Genomic DNA, 16,029 nt, shown 5'->3' with positions numbered 1-16,029 from the left:
TCAGTTGATCCGGATGAGCCGGGCCTTGAGCACGCCGAGCAGGCCGCCGTCGATGGTGACGCCGGTCTTGCCGTTGATGTCGACCGAGCGGCCGTTGATGGTGACGTCGCCGGTGCCCGCGTCGAGGGTGATGCCGGTGGGGGACAGGGTCACGGACGTTGCGGGGCGGCGGCCGGTCGGCGCGTACACGGTCAGTTCGATGGTGTTGGCCCGTTCGTTCAGGCGGACCTCCAGGCGCTTGTTGCCACTGGCCAACCGCACGCCGGACTGCCCGCGCGCGGTGTCCAGGAGTTCGAGTCGGTGGCCCGAACGCGAGACGAGGGAACGGCGGTTGACCTTGCCGCTGGTGCGGTCGATCAGCGGGACGTCGTGCGGGGATGGCTTGTCGACGCCGTTGTACAAACCGCCCAGCACGTACGGGCAGTCCAGCAGGCCCTGTTCGAAGCCGACGAGTACTTCGTCGTTGACCTCGGGGGCGAACACCCCACCGCCGCCTCGGCCTCCCCACTGCACGGAGCGGACCCAGTCGGTGACGTAGGTGTCGTCGAGCCAGGGGAACTTCAGCCGCACCCAGCCGCGTTGGGCGTTGCCCTCCTCGCGGACGTCGGTGACGATGCCGATCGCCAATCCGGGCATGCGGGGTCCGCGCGAGGGTGCGTTGGCCCCGGTGGCCAGTCCGGCGAGGGAGCGGTCGGAGACGGGGCTGACCACGACGGTGGTGCGGTAGCCACGGTGTGGTTCGAGGACGTGGTGCGCGGCGGTCGCGGTGTAGCGGCCGGAGAAGGCGGGCCCGACGTTGCCGAGCGTGACGGGTTCGCCGGCGCGGAGTTTGGGGTTGCCCTCGGCGACCGCCTCGACCTCACCGAAGCCGGAACTCACCGTGGCCGCCGTTGCGCTCGCCACGGCGCGGGTCTCGGCCTGGGTGCGGTAGGGGGTGTCCGCGATGGTGGTTCGGGTGGCCGCGCCGAAGGCGCGCCCGACCACCCTGGGGCTCATCCCCGGGGCGACCGTGGTGCTGGTCACGGATGGGCTCTTGGCCACGAGCGGGGTCTTGGTGGTGACGTTCCAGCCCCGTACCTCGACGTCGGCCGCCCCGTCGGCGCCGGTGAGCACGGCGCGCAAGGCGAGGAGGTTGCGGCCGTATTCGAGGACGACGGGACTTCGGCCGGCCGGTGTGGACGGGGGTGGCGCCGTCGAGGCGGCCCTGGGTTTGACGAATTGCAGCAGGCCCTTGTCGTCGACGCCGACCTGGGCACCGCTCTCGGCGGCGAGGTGGCGGAGGAATTCCCAGTCCGAGACGTTGGCCTGGGTCAGCTGCTTGTGCATGATCGGCGCGGCCTCGATGCGGCCGCAGGCGAGCCCGGCGCCGGCGGCGACCTTGCGCACGATGTCCGCGGTGCGCATGTTGCGGAACGCGACCACCTTGCGGCCGCGTTGCAGGCGGTGCGCCTTGGAGGAGGCGCGGATCACGGTGAACGAACCGGTGGTGTCCGAGTCCAACTCGATGGCGGTCACCTCGCCGGTGAACAGGCGCTCGCGGGTGCGGTCCCGTGCCGTCTCCACGGAGATCTTCACGGGCGTGCCGATGCCGATCCCGGTGGCGGAGAGCAATTGGTGGTCGGGGTCGCGGTAGGACAACAGTGCGGTGTCGGGCAGGCCGACGCTCTCGTCGACCTCGCACGCGACGAGCTGCGCCACCCACGCTGCGGGCAACTCGCCGGGCGCCTCGACGATCGGATCGGCCGCGAACGACCGGCCTGGGGGCGTCATGCGGGGTCCTTCCACGTCGACTCGTCCCGCTCCGGCTCGCCCAGGGCGGGGACGAGCAGTTCGGTGCCGGGGGCGAGGGTCATCGGATCGTCGATGTCGTTGGCCTCCGCGATCGTGCGCCACAGCGTGGCGTCGCCGTACTCGTGCCAGGCCAGCAGGGCCAGACTGTCCCCGGCCACCACGCGGTGGGTGCGGCGCGCCTCCGGCGAGCCCGAGGTGGGGTTTTGGCCCGCCGGCGCGGAGCCGGCCTCCTCGATGGACAACGAGCACGTGGCGCGCAACGGTTTCCCGTCGACGTCGAACAGCGTGTACGACACGGAGAAGTTGGACAGCACCCCGTCGAAGGACGTGGTCTTCGCCGTGCCCCAGTCGAACCGCACCCACGGACTCGCCGGCTTCTTGGCGGCCAGGCTGGCGGGGGTGGGCACGCACGCCAGCATGAGCTGCTCCACGGCCTTCTCCACCGAGTTGTCGTGGGTGGCCGTCGCGTCGAGGAAGACCTCCAGGGACAACGAGCGCGGCCCGCTGCCGACGAATTCCGGCAGGGACGACTGCTCGGCCATCCGCGACGGCGACCGCCGCCACTCTGTGCTCTTGGTCAGCGACAACTTCGCGGGATTGAATTGCAGCGTGATGCGGGCGATGCGGCCGCCGGGCCGGGCGCCCACCGTGGCCGGCGGCTCCATGATGGTCAACTGGGCGCGGGCCCGGCTGGTACGGGCAGCGGGTGACACGCTGTCTTCCCCCAATGTCGGTCGGAGCGGGTTGCTCGGTCGGGGTCGGGCCTCTTTCGGTCAGGACGGGCGCAGACCCTCATGGGCGATTTCCAGGGTTTCCACCGCCGCCTGGGAGTTCGCCGGATCGAACGACGGACCCTGCCAGCGCACCGGCACGATGCCCAGCACCTGCCAGCTGATGATTCGCCCCAGGTCCGGTTTGAGCGCCACGATCTCGCCATCCTTGGGTTCCACCCGTTGGATGATCTCGCTCAACCACCGCGCGATCTTGGTGGTATCGGTGGTGACCGGGCGGGTCAGCGTGATGTTGGACCAGGTGATTCGTCCCGGTAGTTGCCACGCGAAGCCGTTGTTGCCGCCCTCGGCGTACTGCTCCATCTCCACCTCGGCGCCCAGACCCGAACAGGTGTGGAAGGCGCCCAGGTCGTTGCCGCCGATGGCGAGCTTGAAGAACACGCTCGTCGCGAAGATGTTGTCCGCCATGCGTTCGTTTCCATGCCTTTCTCGCGACGCGGGAACCGGGTTCGTTCGTGCCCTGTGAGGTCAGCGTCGGTTGTCGTAGGGGCGCCCGGCGCGTTCGCGCCCTCGGCGAAGGTCGGCACGGAGGAGTCGGCTCAGCGGTTCGACGAGGCGTCGGGCCAGGTCCTCCAGATCCGGGGTGGGGAGCGGTTTGGGCTTTGCCTCCTCCGCCGAGGCCCGGGTACCGGTGGAGGTGGTCGTGGCGGAGGCGGTTCGGGATCGGGCGGGGGTGGTGGTGACCGGGATACCGGTGACGCCCGGTTCGGCGGCGGTTCGCTCGGCGAGAGACCGTGGTGTGGGTGCGGTGCCGGGCGTCGGGGATGGTGTCGTGGGCAGGACCGCGGCGTTGCCTGCGGGCGGGGTGCGCTGGACGGTGCGGACCGCCAAGGGTTGCGGGTGCGCGAACAGGGACGGTGTGGGCGCGGTCGATGGCGGGCGCACGACGTCGGCGGCCAGGGGCGGGGAGGGGTGGGGCGAGAGTGGCGCGCCGGTGAGCGGGCCCGGCAGGGCCGGGGGATGCGGACGGACGGTCGGGACGATGTGGGTGGAGGGGTCCGAAGCGGTATGGGTCGCCCGGGTATCGGTCGCGCGTTGGACCGTGGGGAGTGGCGTGCTCGGTGTGTTGCGCGTGGTGTGCGGGCGACCTGTTGCACCGGCGGTGTGTGTGGATCGACGGCCTGCCATGCCGGTACGGGTGTCTGTGTTCGTCGTCGGGGCGGTGGGGCCGGTGCGCCCGCCGGTGTCTGTACGAGCCGCCGGGAGCACCCGGAACGTCGGGTCGGAGGCGCCGGGCGGCGTCGGGATCGTCCGTGGCCGGATTGCGAAGCGTCGACGCGGTTTGCTTCCGGACGCGGGGTTCCTGCGCGCGTCTGCCGGTCGGCCCGACTCGGCATCGGCGAACAGGCCGCTGCTCCCGACCGTGTCGCCGCGCTCGGACGACGGTTGCCGCGACGTCGTTGTCGGTACGGCGTCGACGTCGCGTCGCCAGGTGACCGGCACTGCCGGCCGGCCGCCGCCGGACGTCGGCTGAGGCGCGGAAAAGCCGCTGGCCGCACCGGTGTTGACGCTCAAGGGTCGACCGGAGAGCAGCGACCGGAAGCGCCGGCCGGTGACCGAGGGGGAGCCGTGAGCGCGGCCGTGGCCGCTGTCGTTGTCGGCCGCGGACTTCGGTAGGGAGCGGTGCGCCGAGGGGAGGCGACGGGCGACCACCACGGGCGGTCGTGACGCGGTGGGCGAAGTCGTGACGCCTTCCCCCGCCTTCGGGTCCGTTCCTGGCCCGGTGGCTCCGCCGGCCGAGCGTGGCGGTGCGACGGTCGTGCTGCCGACCGGGAGACGATCGGCGGGAGCGCTGCGGGTCGCTGGTCCCGATTCGACGGCGCGCTCCATGCTCGGGACCGACGAGGTGGATTTCCCGGGCTCCGAGGCGATGTCGGGCGTACGCACCGGCATCGGCGGCGATGCGCCGGACCGGGTCGACATCGGCCCGGCCGCGGTGTGCGACTCCTGCGGAGGTACCGGATTCCGGTGGCCGACGGGTTTCGCCGGGATCTGTGCGCTTCGGCCGGCACCGAGCAGTGGCGCGGCCCCCGGCAGTGTGGATCCGGCCGTAGGCGGAAGTGCTGTGAGCGGGGCGCCGATTCCCATTCGGGTCCGGGACCGGGGCGAGGTCGCGTCGGTGTCGGGCCGCCGCGAGCCGGCCGCGGGTCGGACGGGGGCTGATTCGCCGCTCCGGTCCTGGGTGAGGGCGGGCGATGGCGATGGCTTATCCGACGGCTGATGTGGTGCCGGTTCCCGATCCGGTGACGACTGTGGCGGACGTACGCGTGACCGGTGGGCGTGCTGCGCCGGCTTTGGCGCAGTGGTTGGCGTCGGGGCGTCGTGGGTTGCCTGCCGCTGCACCATGGGCATCGCGGCGCCACCCTGTCCGGCCGCCCCGGGGCGGGGTCCGATCGGTTCGCTCGCCGCTGGGAACAGCGCGGCCCCGGTGGGAAGTTCGTGCATCGGTGTGCCCAGTGCCGGGCGTACGGTCGCGGGCCGTCGCGCGGAGGCGCGTCCGGGCGGACGGGGTGATTCTCCCGACCCGTCGCCCCTCGCGTTGGTGGCCGTTCCGCTGTCCGGGGTGGCCGGCGGCGCGACGTCCGCCTTTCCCGGCACCGCCACACCTGCGTCGGGTGTATTGCCGGCCTGCATGGGGATCGCCGCCACCCGACGCAAGGTCATCGCCGGCCGCCGGGCCACGACCAAGGACGGGCGTACCCGATGCGGGCGTACGGCGGCGGGCCGAGCGAGCGGGGGAACCTCGGGCGAGAGCCCACCGGTTGCCTCAACGTCGTTCGAACCGTTCGAGCTGTTCGGCCCGTCAGGGCCGTTCTCCGGCGTCGCGGGATCCACGACCAGTCGCTGCACGGGCGATCCGCCGCCCGAGGCGGTGGAGGTCGGTTTCCGAACGGACCCTGGCGGGACTTCGGTCCTACGGCCGCCCGTGCCGGTTGCCGTCCGCCCAGGCCCATGCCCAGGCCCAGGCCCGGTGTTGGGCCCGGGCTCCGCTTCCGCCTCCGGTCGGGCAACCCGCAGCAGCAGGGGGCCACCCTCGGACATCGTCCGCGATGCCACGCCCGGTCGGACCACCCCGTGAATGAGCCCCGCCGGTGCCGACGGCAGTACCGCGTGCCCCAGTTCGCCGGCCGACGCCGGGTTCTGCCAGGAGGCGAGCCGTGACCGGAATCGGAGCCCGTCGCTGACCGCGATCGAGGAGCGCGCCGTGGTCACCACCGGTGGTGTGACCCGCCGCCAACCACCGTCCCAGTCGCCGGCGGCCGAGTGCAGCTCCGCTGACGGGCCTTCCACCGGTTCGTCGTCCGTCGGGACGCCGACCGCGTCCGGCAGAGCCGCACGGCGTTCCCGCCGCCGGAGTCGATCCACCAACCCCACGTGTTCACCCGCCTTCGTTGACGCGGGTGTTGATCCGCGCGATCTCCCGGACCCACTGCTGTCGTTCGCCGTGGGTGAGGTCGAGGATGTCCTCGCGTTGCCAGTGGAAGTGGTAGGCGATGTACGCGATTTCCTCTCGCAGTCGAGGAAGCGCGTACGTCACGATTCCCCCAGGCGCCCACCCGAGAGGTCCACCTCGAACGAACCGTGGCACAGCGGGCAGGTCACCGCCGCGTGAGTGTGGCCCTCGCTGTTGATCCGTCGGTAGAAGTCCTGGAGGAAGGCCACGTCGGTGGCGTACATGCGCTCTACGACGCCGGCGTGCACGTCGGTGACCGTGCCCAGTCGGGTGATCACCTGGCTGAGCAGCACAACGCTCAGGTACGCCGGGTTCTCCTTCACCCGCAGGTCGATCTGCGGGCGCAGTTCGTCCCGTGCGGTGGCCAGCCGCATCGAGCCGTTCCGGTGCAGCGTGCCGTCGTCGTCGAGGTAGCCGCGCGGCAGCTCGAACTCGAACTCGGTGCGCAGTTCGTGGCGTTCGCGGCTCGGCACGGGTGCGGGCGCGGCATGCGACTCGGTGGGCGCGGTGGCCTCGAGGATGTCGTCCAGGCCGCCGGCGGTGACCGTTCTGCGCCTCATTCGACCACGATCTCCTCGAAGGTGATGGTGACGGCCTCGGTGGCGGCGCTGGATTCGCCCGCCTTGAGCGAGGGGCCCTCCCATTTGCTGGCCCATCCCTGCATGAGTTGGATGCGTCGAACCGTCTCGCCCGTGGAGTCCTTGATCTCGATGGTGAGGTTCTGGCGGGCGGTGTCGACGGCGCCGTTGTTCAGCGTCTCCTTGATCCAGGTGGTGAATTCGCTGCTCTTGTCGAGCCCGCGGGTGATGGTCACCTCGCCGGCCTGGCGCGCGCCCGGCTGTTTGCGGATGATCTGCTTGCCCTCGGCGGTCACCTGGCGGACCTCGACGACCTCCTCCTCGACGGTCAAGCCGCTGATCTCCTGGATGGATTCGACGAGATAGCCGCCCAGTTGCACGCCGAAGACGTGGGTGGAAAGAGCATCGCCCTCTGCCATGGCCTTGTGTCACCTTTCCGGTGGGGAAGTCGTGCGGGTCACTCGTCGACGAGGCTGGTGCTGTCGGAGAACTGGGCGAGGCGGAAGATCACGAACTCGGCGGGTTTCACGGGTGCGACGCCGATCTCGCAGACGACCCGGCCCAGGTCGATCGACTCCTGCGGGTTGTTCTGCCGGTCGCACCTGACGTAGAAGGCCTCCTCCGCCGTGCGGCCGAACAGCGCGCCCCGGCGCCATTCCTCGGTGAGGAACGCGGTGACGTTGCGTCGGATGCTCGACCAGAGGCGGTCGTCGTTCGGTTCGAAGACCACCCACTGGGTGCCCAGGAGGATGGACTCCTCCAGGTAGTTGAACAGGCGCCGCACGTTGAGGTAGCGCCAGGCCGGGTCGGAGGAGAGGGTACGTGCCCCCCAGATGCGGATGCCGCGTCCGGGGAAGGCTCGGACGCAGTTGACGCCGATCGGGTTGAGCAGGTCCTGTTCGCCTTTGCTGAGGCGGATCTCCAGGTCCACCGCGCCGCGGACGACCTCGTTGGCCGGGGCCTTGTGCACGCCACGCTCGCCGTCGCTGCGGGCCCAGACGCCGGCGACGTGGCCGCTGGGCGGCACCAGTGTGTTGCGGCCGGTGGCCGGGTCGAAGACCTTGATCCAGGGGTAGTACACGGTGGCGTAGCGCGAGTCGAAGCCGGCGTCGTCGTTGCGCCACGTGCGCACCCGCTGCGCGTTGAGCGCGGGCGGCGGGTCCAGGATCGCGACTCGGTCGCCCATCTGCTCGCAGTGCGAGATCACCGCGAGCTGCACGGTCTTGACGGCCTCGGCGTCCAGGTCGCCGCGTCGGTGTGCGCTCATCAGATCCGGGACGGCGACCATGGTGATCTCGTCGATCGCCTCCAGGCCGGAGAATCCGGTGCGGGCCGACGCGTCGCCGACGTACTCGGCCGCGTCGTGGCGGGCCACGCCGGTGTCCGGGGCGGCGGCGGGCGCGGTCGGGAGGGCGACGGTCTGGCGTTCCGGGCGGGTCTGGGCCGTGCCCGGCTGTTCGGTGACCTCGATGAGCTTGGACTCGCGGACCTGGTTGACCAGGTATCCCCGGACGCTCTTGCGGGTGGAGGCCTCGTAGGTCTCCACCACCGTGCCGTCCTGCCGGACCAGCAGCTTGAAGCGGTCCTCCGGGGGATTCTCGCCGTCCACGTCGGCGACTTCGACGGAGAGGTCGGTGCCGGCTCCGGGGCGAGCCGAGACGAGGAATCCGCCGATCGCGGTGGGAACGGGTGCCGGCGGAAGGGCCTGGGGTTCGTTGTCGGGCCCCTCGGCGGGGCCGCCGACGCGGACGACGTAGGCGGTGCCGCCGCCGTTGGCGAAGTAGCCGTAGACGGCGTGCGCCAGATAGGTGTCCGGGGTGAAGGTGCCGAAGGTCTGGACGTACTGGTCCCAGTTGGTCACCAGGGTGGGCTGGTGGAAGGGGCCGGTCTCCGCGAAGCCTACGAAGGCGGCCACGGCGGTTCCGACGCCTTCGATGGGCCGCGCTCCGGACTGCACCTCCTCCACGTATACGCCCGGGGTGAGGTACGTCGGCATGCTCGCTCCTTCGGCTGGCCCACTGGGTCGGATCTCGGTCGAAGCCGAGTCTTGCCCTCGAAGTCCCGCTGCACGTAGGCCCCAAGGTCCCGCACCCGGGGCAACCACACTGCCTTTCAGGGCACTCGGCCGGGGCATGCGGGGGCCCGAGCCGTGCCCGGGGGTGGGTTCAGCGGCGGGGGCGGCCGGTCGGACCCGGGACGGGGTCGCCCGCGTCGCGGTGTGCGACGTCCGGATCCCGCCCGCCGGGACCGCCGGCCAGCCAGGGGCCGAACTCGCTTTCCAGGACCAGTCGGCCGAGCTTGTGGTACTCCTGCAGGATCGCCGCCACGACCTGTTCCATCGTGAGCGGCCGGCCCGTCTCCGCCGCCAAGTAGGCGGCGGTCACCGCGCATGCGCGGATCGAACCGCCCGCCAACTCGAAGCGCCGCGCGCAGAATTCGAGGTCGAGTTCCGGGTCGCGGGGCAGCTCCGGGCCCAGGCAGCGATCCCACAGGGCGAGTCGCTGCCGGGCGTCGGGCATGGGGAAATCCGCGACGACGTCGAGTCGTCGGGTGAACGCCTCGTCGAGATTGGCGCGCAGATTGGTGGTCAGGACCGCGATGCCGTCGAAGGACTCCATGCGCTGTAGCAGATAGGCGGATTCGACGTTGGCGTGGCGGTCGTGGGCGTCCTTGACCTGGGAGCGTTTCCCGAAGATCGCATCCGCCTCGTCGAAGAGCAGGATTCCGTTCACCTCGGCGGCCTCGACGAAGATGCGTTCGAGATTCTTCTCGGTCTCGCCGATGTACTTGTCCACGACGGTGGACAGGTCCACCACGTACAGGTCCATCCCGAGCGCGGCGGCGACCACCTCGGCGGACATGGTCTTGCCTGTGCCGGACTCGCCGGCGAACAGCGCGATCACGCCGCGCCCCCGGCCGCCGCCGGGGCGCATCCGCCATTGCCCGAGGACCTGTTCGCGGTGCCGCGCGCGGAGCGCGAGTTCGCCGAGTTGGCGGCGGGTGGTGGTCGGCAGGACGAGATCGTCCCAGCCGACCGCGGGTTGCACGCGGCGGGCGAGTCGTTCCAGCCCCGCGCCGTTCTGCGCCCGGACGGCGGCGCGCAGATCGTTCGAACGTATCGCACGTCCGTCCAGTTCGGCCATCCGGGTGGCGACGGTGGCGGCCTTGCGGACCTGGTCGGTGTCGAGCCGGTACGAGACCACGGCATCGGTGAGTTCGTCGTCGGGCAGGTCGGGCGGATTGGATGGGTCGGATGGGTCGGATGGGTCGGGTCCGTCGGGAGTGGCGGGGGTTGCGGTGGCGTCGGCGAGGGCACGCCGCCACTGCCGGGCCCGGCGTGCGGGCGAGGGCGGGGTGACGGTGAACTGCAGGGGGCTCTCCGGCGACCACAGGGGATCCCAGACCTTGCTGCCGTGGGTGATCAGCGGCATTCCGCCGGACGCCGTGCACACCTCGTGCAGGAGTCGGCCGTGTCCGGTTCGTTCGAGGCCGAGTGCTTCCAACGGGCCCAGTACCACGCCGGATCCGTCGAGCCTGGCCTCGGTGGCCAGGGCGCGGGCCAGCCGTGCCGGTGCCGGGGTGGCGACCAGGGCGAGTACGTCCACGACCAAGGGGCGTCGACCGACGGCGGCGAGCGCGTCGACGGCCAGGCGGCCCGGGTCGCCGCCGCGGTCGAGCAGGTGGACCAGCCCGTTGCCGGTGCCCACGGCGTGGCCGACCCGGAGAGTGTGTTCGGGATCGGGGTCGGGTCCGGCTCGCCCGACGTGGACCAGGCCGAGGAGTCGGCTGTCGATCGTGTCGTCGCCGAGCAGGTGCGCGGTGATGCGATCGGGAACGCGCAACACCCTTGACGGCAGCGGTGATTCGGCGTCGCCGATCTCCACGAGTCCGGCGGCGACCAGGGGCGCGGACGGGGAGAGGCGGAAGCGCCCCGCTCCCGCGAGCGGCAGGTCGCACAGTTCCAGGGCAAGGCCGATGGTCGGACGGCGGCGGGTGAGGTCGTCGTTGAGGTAGCCGTACAGGCGCTCGAAGCGCGGGTCGATGTCCGGCGCCATCGCCACCAGGAGCAGTTCGACGTCGAGCGCGGTGAGGGTGAAGTCGGCGGCGAGGCGGCCGAGTCGACCGCCGGTGGGCCGATGCCGCGCCGACGACCGGGCACCGTTGCCGGCGGCGGGCAGGATGGCCGGCGGGTCGTCCAGGATACGTTCGACCGCCTCGGGGGTCAGGTACTGGCCTCGATAGGGGTCGTCCGGATCGGGGTCGACCGCCCGGCGGGCGGCCACGGCGTGTCGGACCCGGTCCTCGACGCGGGCCAGCCGTTCCCACAGGTCGCGGAGGCCGACGTCGGTGTCGTCGGGGCGGGTGTGCAGGTCGGGGGTCATCCGCTGGTACCGCCGCGACGCCGGCGGGCCGCGGGCAGGGGCCGTTCGCGTTCGGCGGCGAAGCCGTCGGGGCCGGGGTCGGACACGCCCTGGTAGCGCAGCCGACGGCCGGATCCCGTCTCGACGTCCCGCGCGCCGGCGGCGGTGCGCACCACCAGGCCCTCGGTCACCGGTGGGCCCGTCGGGACACGTTCGCCGGCGAGCGGGGCGGACACGCGCAGGTTGATGGAGGCCTTGAGGTCGCCGCCGAGGGCGGACCACAGATCCGAGGCGGAGGGGCCGTTGCCGCCGGGGCCGGCGGCCTCGAGGCGGACGGCGAGGCCGAGTTCGGCGAGGGTGCCGGTGTGCAGGCGGGTGGGCAGGATGTCCGAGTGGATCAGGCAGCGGAGCACTTCGGACAGCAGGCGGTGTTCGTCCTGAGGGCGGTTGGTCCAGGCGGTGACCAGGTAGGTCAGGTCGAACCAGCGCGGCTGGGCACGTCGGCCGACGACCAGGCCGGCGTCGTCGTGTTCCTCCGTCTCACCGGTCCTGCGCCGGCCGATGTCCTCGCGGATGTCGTACAGGAAAACGCTGATCGTTGGGGCGTTGCGCCGGGCGGCCCAGTCGCTGGTCGGGGCGTCGAAGACGAGGTCGACGCCGTTCTCGCCCAGTCCGGCCTCGGTGAGCAACAGCCTTAGTGCCTCGTCGACTTCGTGGATCATCGGCGGCTCACTTCGTCGGGCGGGCCGATGCTGCCGGCCACCACCAGGAACGGTGTGCTGACCGGGGAGAATCCGGGGCCGGTGGCGGTGATGACGCGCGGTCCGGTGGAGTCCTTGGGCAGGATCAGCAGTTGGGCGATGAACCTGAAGTCGGTCCCGGCGGCCGCGGGTGTCGCGGCGGCGGTGATTCCGGGTTTCCAGGTGAGCGTGACCGGTGCGCCGGGCGGGAAACTGACGCCGCGGACGGAGGTGACGAATCCCGGCTTCCCGATGCGGGGTACGGCGATGATGCGCGGCTGGAGGATGTCCAGCGGAAGGTGGGCGGTGTTGTCGGCGCGGTCGGCGTCGGTACCGGTGGTGGTCAGCGTCGTGTCGATGACGGTGTGCAGGGCCCGATCCGGTGCCAGGACCACGCGTAGGACGGAGGAGGCGCCGGGCGCGAGGTCGCCCAGGGCGCACACTCCGGCGCGGCAGCCGGCCGGCAGCGGACCGGTCGGGATGTCGCCGGGGAGGCCGAGGGTGAGCCGAAGTCCGGTTGCCAGGGCGTTTCTTCCGTTGCGCACGACGTAGGTGACCACGACCCGGCCGCCGACGAAGCCGGGATTGGGCTGTGCGGTGACCGTGACGCCGGGGCCGGCCAGGGGCGCCGGCGGCGCGGGCGGCCGTGGGGCGGGCGGGGTGGTGGGCGGCGGTGCCGGAGAAGACGCGGGGGGCGGCGAGGTGGGTGGAGGGGTGGAGGGGGGCGGCGTGGACGGGGGTGGTGACGAGGGCGGGGTCACCGGTACCACCGGGACGACGGTCCGCGCCGCGTTGTCCCCCGGGTTGGGGTCCACGACCGCGCCGGCGACGGACCAGCCGACCTGCTGGTCGCCCCTGGTCACACCGGTCAGTCGGGCGGTCACCCGTACGCTCGCGCCGGGCGCGAGTACGCCCAGGTCGCACTGGGGGGAGCCGGGGGCGCAGGTGCCGGCCGTGGAGGTCAGGGTGTCCAGCCGGAGGCCGGGTGGGGCGTCGACGGTGAAGACGGTGCCCGGGGAGGCCGCGGGGCCGTGGTTGGTCACGGTGACGGTCAGCGGGACGGTGGCGCCGATCTCGACCGGTGGGGCGGTGGGTGGGGCGCCGACGGTGAGGTCGACGGACTGCTGGTAGCCCGGTTCCTTCTGTCGGCCGGGCAGGCCGTTGGCGAACGGGGTCAGCACGCCGGACGCGAGGTCGAGGGTGGACAGGCCCTCGGGGGAATTGGGTGCGAGGGCGCGGCGGGAGCTGAGGACCAGTCGGCTCGCGTCGGGCGACCAGGCGACGTCGCGGGGTTGGAAGGGACCGGTGGCGGAGGTGTCGGGGAGGTTCCGGCCGCAGGCGGTGGGGTCCTCGCGCAGTCCGAGCGGGAGTACGACACGGCAGTCGGCGCCGGTCGGCGTGGTCAGGAGGATGCCGGCGCGTTCGTTGACACGGCCGCCGCCGTCCTTGCGGTTGAACGCGAGAGAACGGCCGTCGGGGGAGAAGGCGGGGCTGTCGTCGATGACCTGGCAACCGGCGGGGCAGATGGTCGCGCTCAGGTCGCGCTGCCGGTCCAGGGCGCCCACCGGCACGGTCCAGATGTGCTTGTTGCCGCCGTTGCCGTCGATCACGGCAGTGCGGGTGAAGGCGATCGTCGTGCCGTCCGAGGACCAGGTGGGCTGGGCGTCGGAGCCGGCCGGTTGTCCGGCGGGCGGGTCGATCCGGGCGACGATCGCGCCGGTCGCGACGTTGGCCACCAGGATCCGGCCGGGGCCGGAGGCCGGTCCGACACCGCCGGGGGAGGTGCGGGTGAACGCGAGCAGGGTGCCGTCGGGGGAGAAGGTGGGGTCGGTGTCCCAATCGTCGGAGCCGCGTCCGGCGAGCGGCAGTGCGCCGGCGTTCGCGCCGTCGGCGTCGGTGAGCCAGATGCGTTCGATCCGTCGGCCGTTGCCGCCGTCCTCGAAGCGGGTCGCCACGATCCGCCGACCGTCGGGGGTGTAGTTCTGCCGTTCGGTCCAGGGGTCGAAGCCCGCTCGGGGGTTGAACAGCGGGTCGCGCGCCGGGTCGGTGTTGGTGTCGGCCTCCGGATCCTCCTCGAGGATGGCGAATCCGAGGTCGCGCGGATCCGAGCCGTCGGGCCTGGCGTCCTGGAGGGTCGCGACGTGCGAGGCGTCGGCGGTGGTCCGGGTGACGAGGACCGTTCCGCTCGTCGGCGAGCCGAGCCAGGTCGGCGCGTCGACCGCGCGGTTCTCCTTCAGGACCAGGTCCGGGACGGCGTCGGGGGCGTCCTGGACCCGGTAGACGTTGGCGAACGGGTCGCAGCCGCAGGTCTGGTCGGGGCTGAGGAAGAGCAGGCCGTCGCCCCCCGGCAGCCACGCGGCCGACTCGGTGCGCCAGCCGGCCGGGCCGCCGGTGAGGAGGGGGCGGTCGGTGCCGTTTCCGGTGGTTTCCCACAGGCGTGGTCCGGTCTGCGGTCCGGTGTCCAGGGTGAAGACGATTCGGTCGCGATGCGCGGGGTCGTCCACCGGATTCCAGGCCGGTTCGGTCGCGTCGCCGGGCGGGGCGTGGCTGAGTCGGGTCTCCGGGCCGCCGGTTATGGCGCGCGCGAGGATCTGCCGGCCGGCGGCGGGGTCGGCGTTGCTGGAGTAGGCGAGCCGGGTGCCGTCGGGGGAGAAGGTCGGGGAGGTCTCGTCGGCGGGGCCGTCGGTGAGGCGGCGGAGGTTGTTTCCGTCCGTGCCCACCAGCCACAGATCGTGTTGGGTGCCCCCGCCGGGGCCGCCGGGCTCCGCCGATTCGAAGACCACGGACCGTCCGTCCGGGGCGAGTTCGGGGTGTGCGGCGTCGCGTCCGGTGGTCAGCCTGCGGATGCCGCCCGCGGCGTCGCGCAGGTACACCTGCGGACGGGCTTCGTCGCGCAGGCTCGTGAAGACGAGCTGATCGCCGCGTGCGGAGGACTGCGCGTCGAAGTGCGCGGGGCCGGGGCCGAAGAGCGGCTCGCTGCGCTCCGTGGTCGATACCCGGCCCATGCTGCGGTGTTCGGTGCCGGCGAAGGTGATTCGCCCGGTGCCCGGCGGGTCCGCGAGATCGGCCCGCGCGGCCCGGGGCGGGGGCGCCGCGTTCGGCGCGAGCAGCGCGGCGGAGGTGACGCCCAGCACCGCGAACGGGACCAACAGCAGGGCGACACCGGTCAGTCCACCCAATCGGCCGCGCCCGGGGGTCGAGCCAACGGTGCCGATCACGCTCCACCTCACAGTCGGGCCGAGCCGGGGCCCTCATGGATTCGCGCGGGCCGGCGTCCACAGGTCCGCGCAGGCCAGCCTTGCGGTCGCGGGCCGGTGTGGAACAGGCCGGGAGTACCCGGGGCGGGGGAAGTACCGCTGCCCTTTGCGGCCATCGCACCCGCGCCGGCTCATTGCACCCGTCCCCGGTGCTCGTCTCGCTCGCGCCGGTCGACCTGCTCGCCGGGTCGTCGTGCTGCTCGTGCGGTCGTCGTACGAGCCCCGGGGTTCGCTCCCGACCCCGGGGCCCGTTCACCGACGCGGGGTCAGATCAGTCCCTGGCGCATGGCGTAGCCGACGGCGTGGGCCCGGTTGCGCAATTGCAGGCGGGTCGAGACGTCGTGCAGCACGTTCTTGACGGTGCGCTCGGAGTACGAGGTCTTGCGGGCTATCTCGGCGGTGTCGTAGCCCTCCGAGACCAGCCGGAGCATGTCGGCCTCGCGGGCGGTGAGGGTGGAGAGGGTGAGTCCTCGGGGGTCGAGCACGGTGCGCTGGAGGCTGCCGACGTAGTCGAGGAGCTTGCCGAGTAGGTCGCCCGGCAGGACTCCCTCCCCGTTCGCCATGGCCGTCACCAGGTGGACCAGCCGGTCCTGGTCGGCCTCGGAGCGGCGTAAGACGGCGGCTACTCCGCACTCGATCATCGTCTGCAGCGAGCTCGTCTCGAACACGCCGACCACCAGTCCGGTGCGGGTGGAGGTGTTGCGTTGCAGACGGCGCAGGAGCTGCACGGTGGCGTCGTCGACGGTGTCCACGACGACGATGGAGGTCTGCGCCCCCTCCGCCTCGGCGTCCGTGAGCAGCTTGATCTCCGGGCGCCGGCGGAGCTGTTGCACGACGCCGGTGTGCAGGATGAGGTCCTCCGCGTACACGGCGACGGAGACGCGGCCGGGCGCCTCGGCCGGCGCGGGGTCGCGCACGATCTTCGTGGTCGTCGCGGGGCCGTGCGGTGGGCGAGGGGTCTGTGGCTCCGACGTCGAGGCCTGGAATGTCATCGCTCGGTGTCCGTTCGTTGGAGTTCTGCCGCTGGGTGGGGGGCGTTGGGGCGTCCCGTCGAACT

At 72.2% G+C, this 16,029-nt stretch carries 12 protein-coding genes; all 12 read right to left on the bottom strand.

Annotation, left to right across the window (positions count from 1 at the left end; all coding sequences use genetic code 11):
* Positions 1 to 1,770: a VgrG-related protein gene (locus tag ACZ4FV_RS10745; protein ID WP_465322451.1), complete on the bottom strand. Its 1,770-nt coding sequence runs from the start codon at positions 1,768 to 1,770 to the stop codon at positions 1 to 3.
* Entirely contained in the window at positions 1,767 to 2,504 is a 738-nt protein-coding gene (locus ACZ4FV_RS10740; protein WP_465322450.1) for a CIS tube protein, read from the bottom strand. Before ACZ4FV_RS10740 ends, ACZ4FV_RS10745 begins: the two co-directional genes overlap by 4 nt.
* Before the next feature lie 60 nt (positions 2,505 to 2,564).
* On the bottom strand, positions 2,565 to 2,990 hold the full coding sequence (locus ACZ4FV_RS10735; protein ID WP_395861151.1) for a phage tail protein: 426 nt from the start codon (positions 2,988 to 2,990) through the stop codon (positions 2,565 to 2,567).
* A 60-nt stretch (positions 2,991 to 3,050) separates the two neighbouring features.
* A complete protein-coding gene (locus ACZ4FV_RS10730) occupies positions 3,051 to 3,413 on the bottom strand; it encodes a hypothetical protein (protein WP_395861153.1) in 363 nt (120 codons plus the stop codon).
* 2,548 nt (positions 3,414 to 5,961) lie between these two features.
* Positions 5,962 to 6,120, bottom strand: a complete 159-nt coding sequence (locus ACZ4FV_RS10725; RefSeq protein WP_228387052.1) for a DUF6760 family protein — start codon at positions 6,118 to 6,120, stop codon at positions 5,962 to 5,964.
* Positions 6,117 to 6,596, bottom strand: a complete 480-nt coding sequence (locus tag ACZ4FV_RS10720; RefSeq protein ID WP_395861155.1) for a hypothetical protein — start codon at positions 6,594 to 6,596, stop codon at positions 6,117 to 6,119. Before ACZ4FV_RS10720 ends, ACZ4FV_RS10725 begins: the two co-directional genes overlap by 4 nt.
* The gene (locus tag ACZ4FV_RS10715) at positions 6,593 to 7,033 is read right to left on the bottom strand and encodes a phage tail protein (RefSeq protein WP_395861157.1); all 441 of its coding nucleotides are present in this window, start codon (positions 7,031 to 7,033) and stop codon (positions 6,593 to 6,595) included. Before ACZ4FV_RS10715 ends, ACZ4FV_RS10720 begins: the two co-directional genes overlap by 4 nt.
* Positions 7,034 to 7,071: 38 nt before the next feature.
* Complete coding sequence (locus ACZ4FV_RS10710; protein ID WP_395861159.1) at positions 7,072 to 8,610, bottom strand: phage tail sheath family protein; 1,539 nt, start codon at positions 8,608 to 8,610, stop codon at positions 7,072 to 7,074.
* 169 nt (positions 8,611 to 8,779) lie between these two features.
* Positions 8,780 to 10,996: an ATP-binding protein gene (locus tag ACZ4FV_RS10705; protein ID WP_395861161.1), complete on the bottom strand. Its 2,217-nt coding sequence runs from the start codon at positions 10,994 to 10,996 to the stop codon at positions 8,780 to 8,782.
* Complete coding sequence (locus tag ACZ4FV_RS10700; RefSeq protein ID WP_395861163.1) at positions 10,993 to 11,697, bottom strand: DUF4255 domain-containing protein; 705 nt, start codon at positions 11,695 to 11,697, stop codon at positions 10,993 to 10,995. Before ACZ4FV_RS10700 ends, ACZ4FV_RS10705 begins: the two co-directional genes overlap by 4 nt.
* A complete protein-coding gene (locus tag ACZ4FV_RS10695) occupies positions 11,694 to 14,933 on the bottom strand; it encodes a hypothetical protein (RefSeq protein WP_465322447.1) in 3,240 nt (1,079 codons plus the stop codon). The genes ACZ4FV_RS10700 and ACZ4FV_RS10695 overlap by 4 nt, the downstream gene beginning before the upstream one ends.
* Positions 14,934 to 15,238: 305 nt before the next feature.
* A complete protein-coding gene (locus ACZ4FV_RS10690; protein ID WP_395861167.1) occupies positions 15,239 to 15,964 on the bottom strand; it encodes a response regulator transcription factor in 726 nt (241 codons plus the stop codon).
* Positions 15,965 to 16,029: the final 65 nt, after the last annotated feature.

Source organism: Embleya sp. NPDC025285 (assembly GCF_055558835.1).
Note: the sequence above shows the minus strand (reverse complement) of the source record. Positions and strands in the feature narration are given on the sequence as shown.

Bases quoted from the DNA above. Each gene is read 5' to 3' on its own strand.
- ACZ4FV_RS10745 (WP_465322451.1), bottom strand. From the start codon at position 1,770: ATGACGCCCCCAGGCCGGTCGTTCGCGGCCGATCCGATCGTCGAGGCG.
- ACZ4FV_RS10735 (WP_395861151.1), bottom strand. From the start codon at position 2,990: ATGGCGGACAACATCTTCGCGACGAGCGTGTTCTTCAAGCTCGCCATC.
- ACZ4FV_RS10720 (WP_395861155.1), bottom strand. From the start codon at position 6,596: ATGAGGCGCAGAACGGTCACCGCCGGCGGCCTGGACGACATCCTCGAG.
- ACZ4FV_RS10715 (WP_395861157.1), bottom strand. From the start codon at position 7,033: ATGGCAGAGGGCGATGCTCTTTCCACCCACGTCTTCGGCGTGCAACTG.
- ACZ4FV_RS10710 (WP_395861159.1), bottom strand. From the start codon at position 8,610: ATGCCGACGTACCTCACCCCGGGCGTATACGTGGAGGAGGTGCAGTCC.
- ACZ4FV_RS10705 (WP_395861161.1), bottom strand. From the start codon at position 10,996: ATGACCCCCGACCTGCACACCCGCCCCGACGACACCGACGTCGGCCTC.
- ACZ4FV_RS10700 (WP_395861163.1), bottom strand. From the start codon at position 11,697: ATGATCCACGAAGTCGACGAGGCACTAAGGCTGTTGCTCACCGAGGCC.
- ACZ4FV_RS10690 (WP_395861167.1), bottom strand. From the start codon at position 15,964: ATGACATTCCAGGCCTCGACGTCGGAGCCACAGACCCCTCGCCCACCG.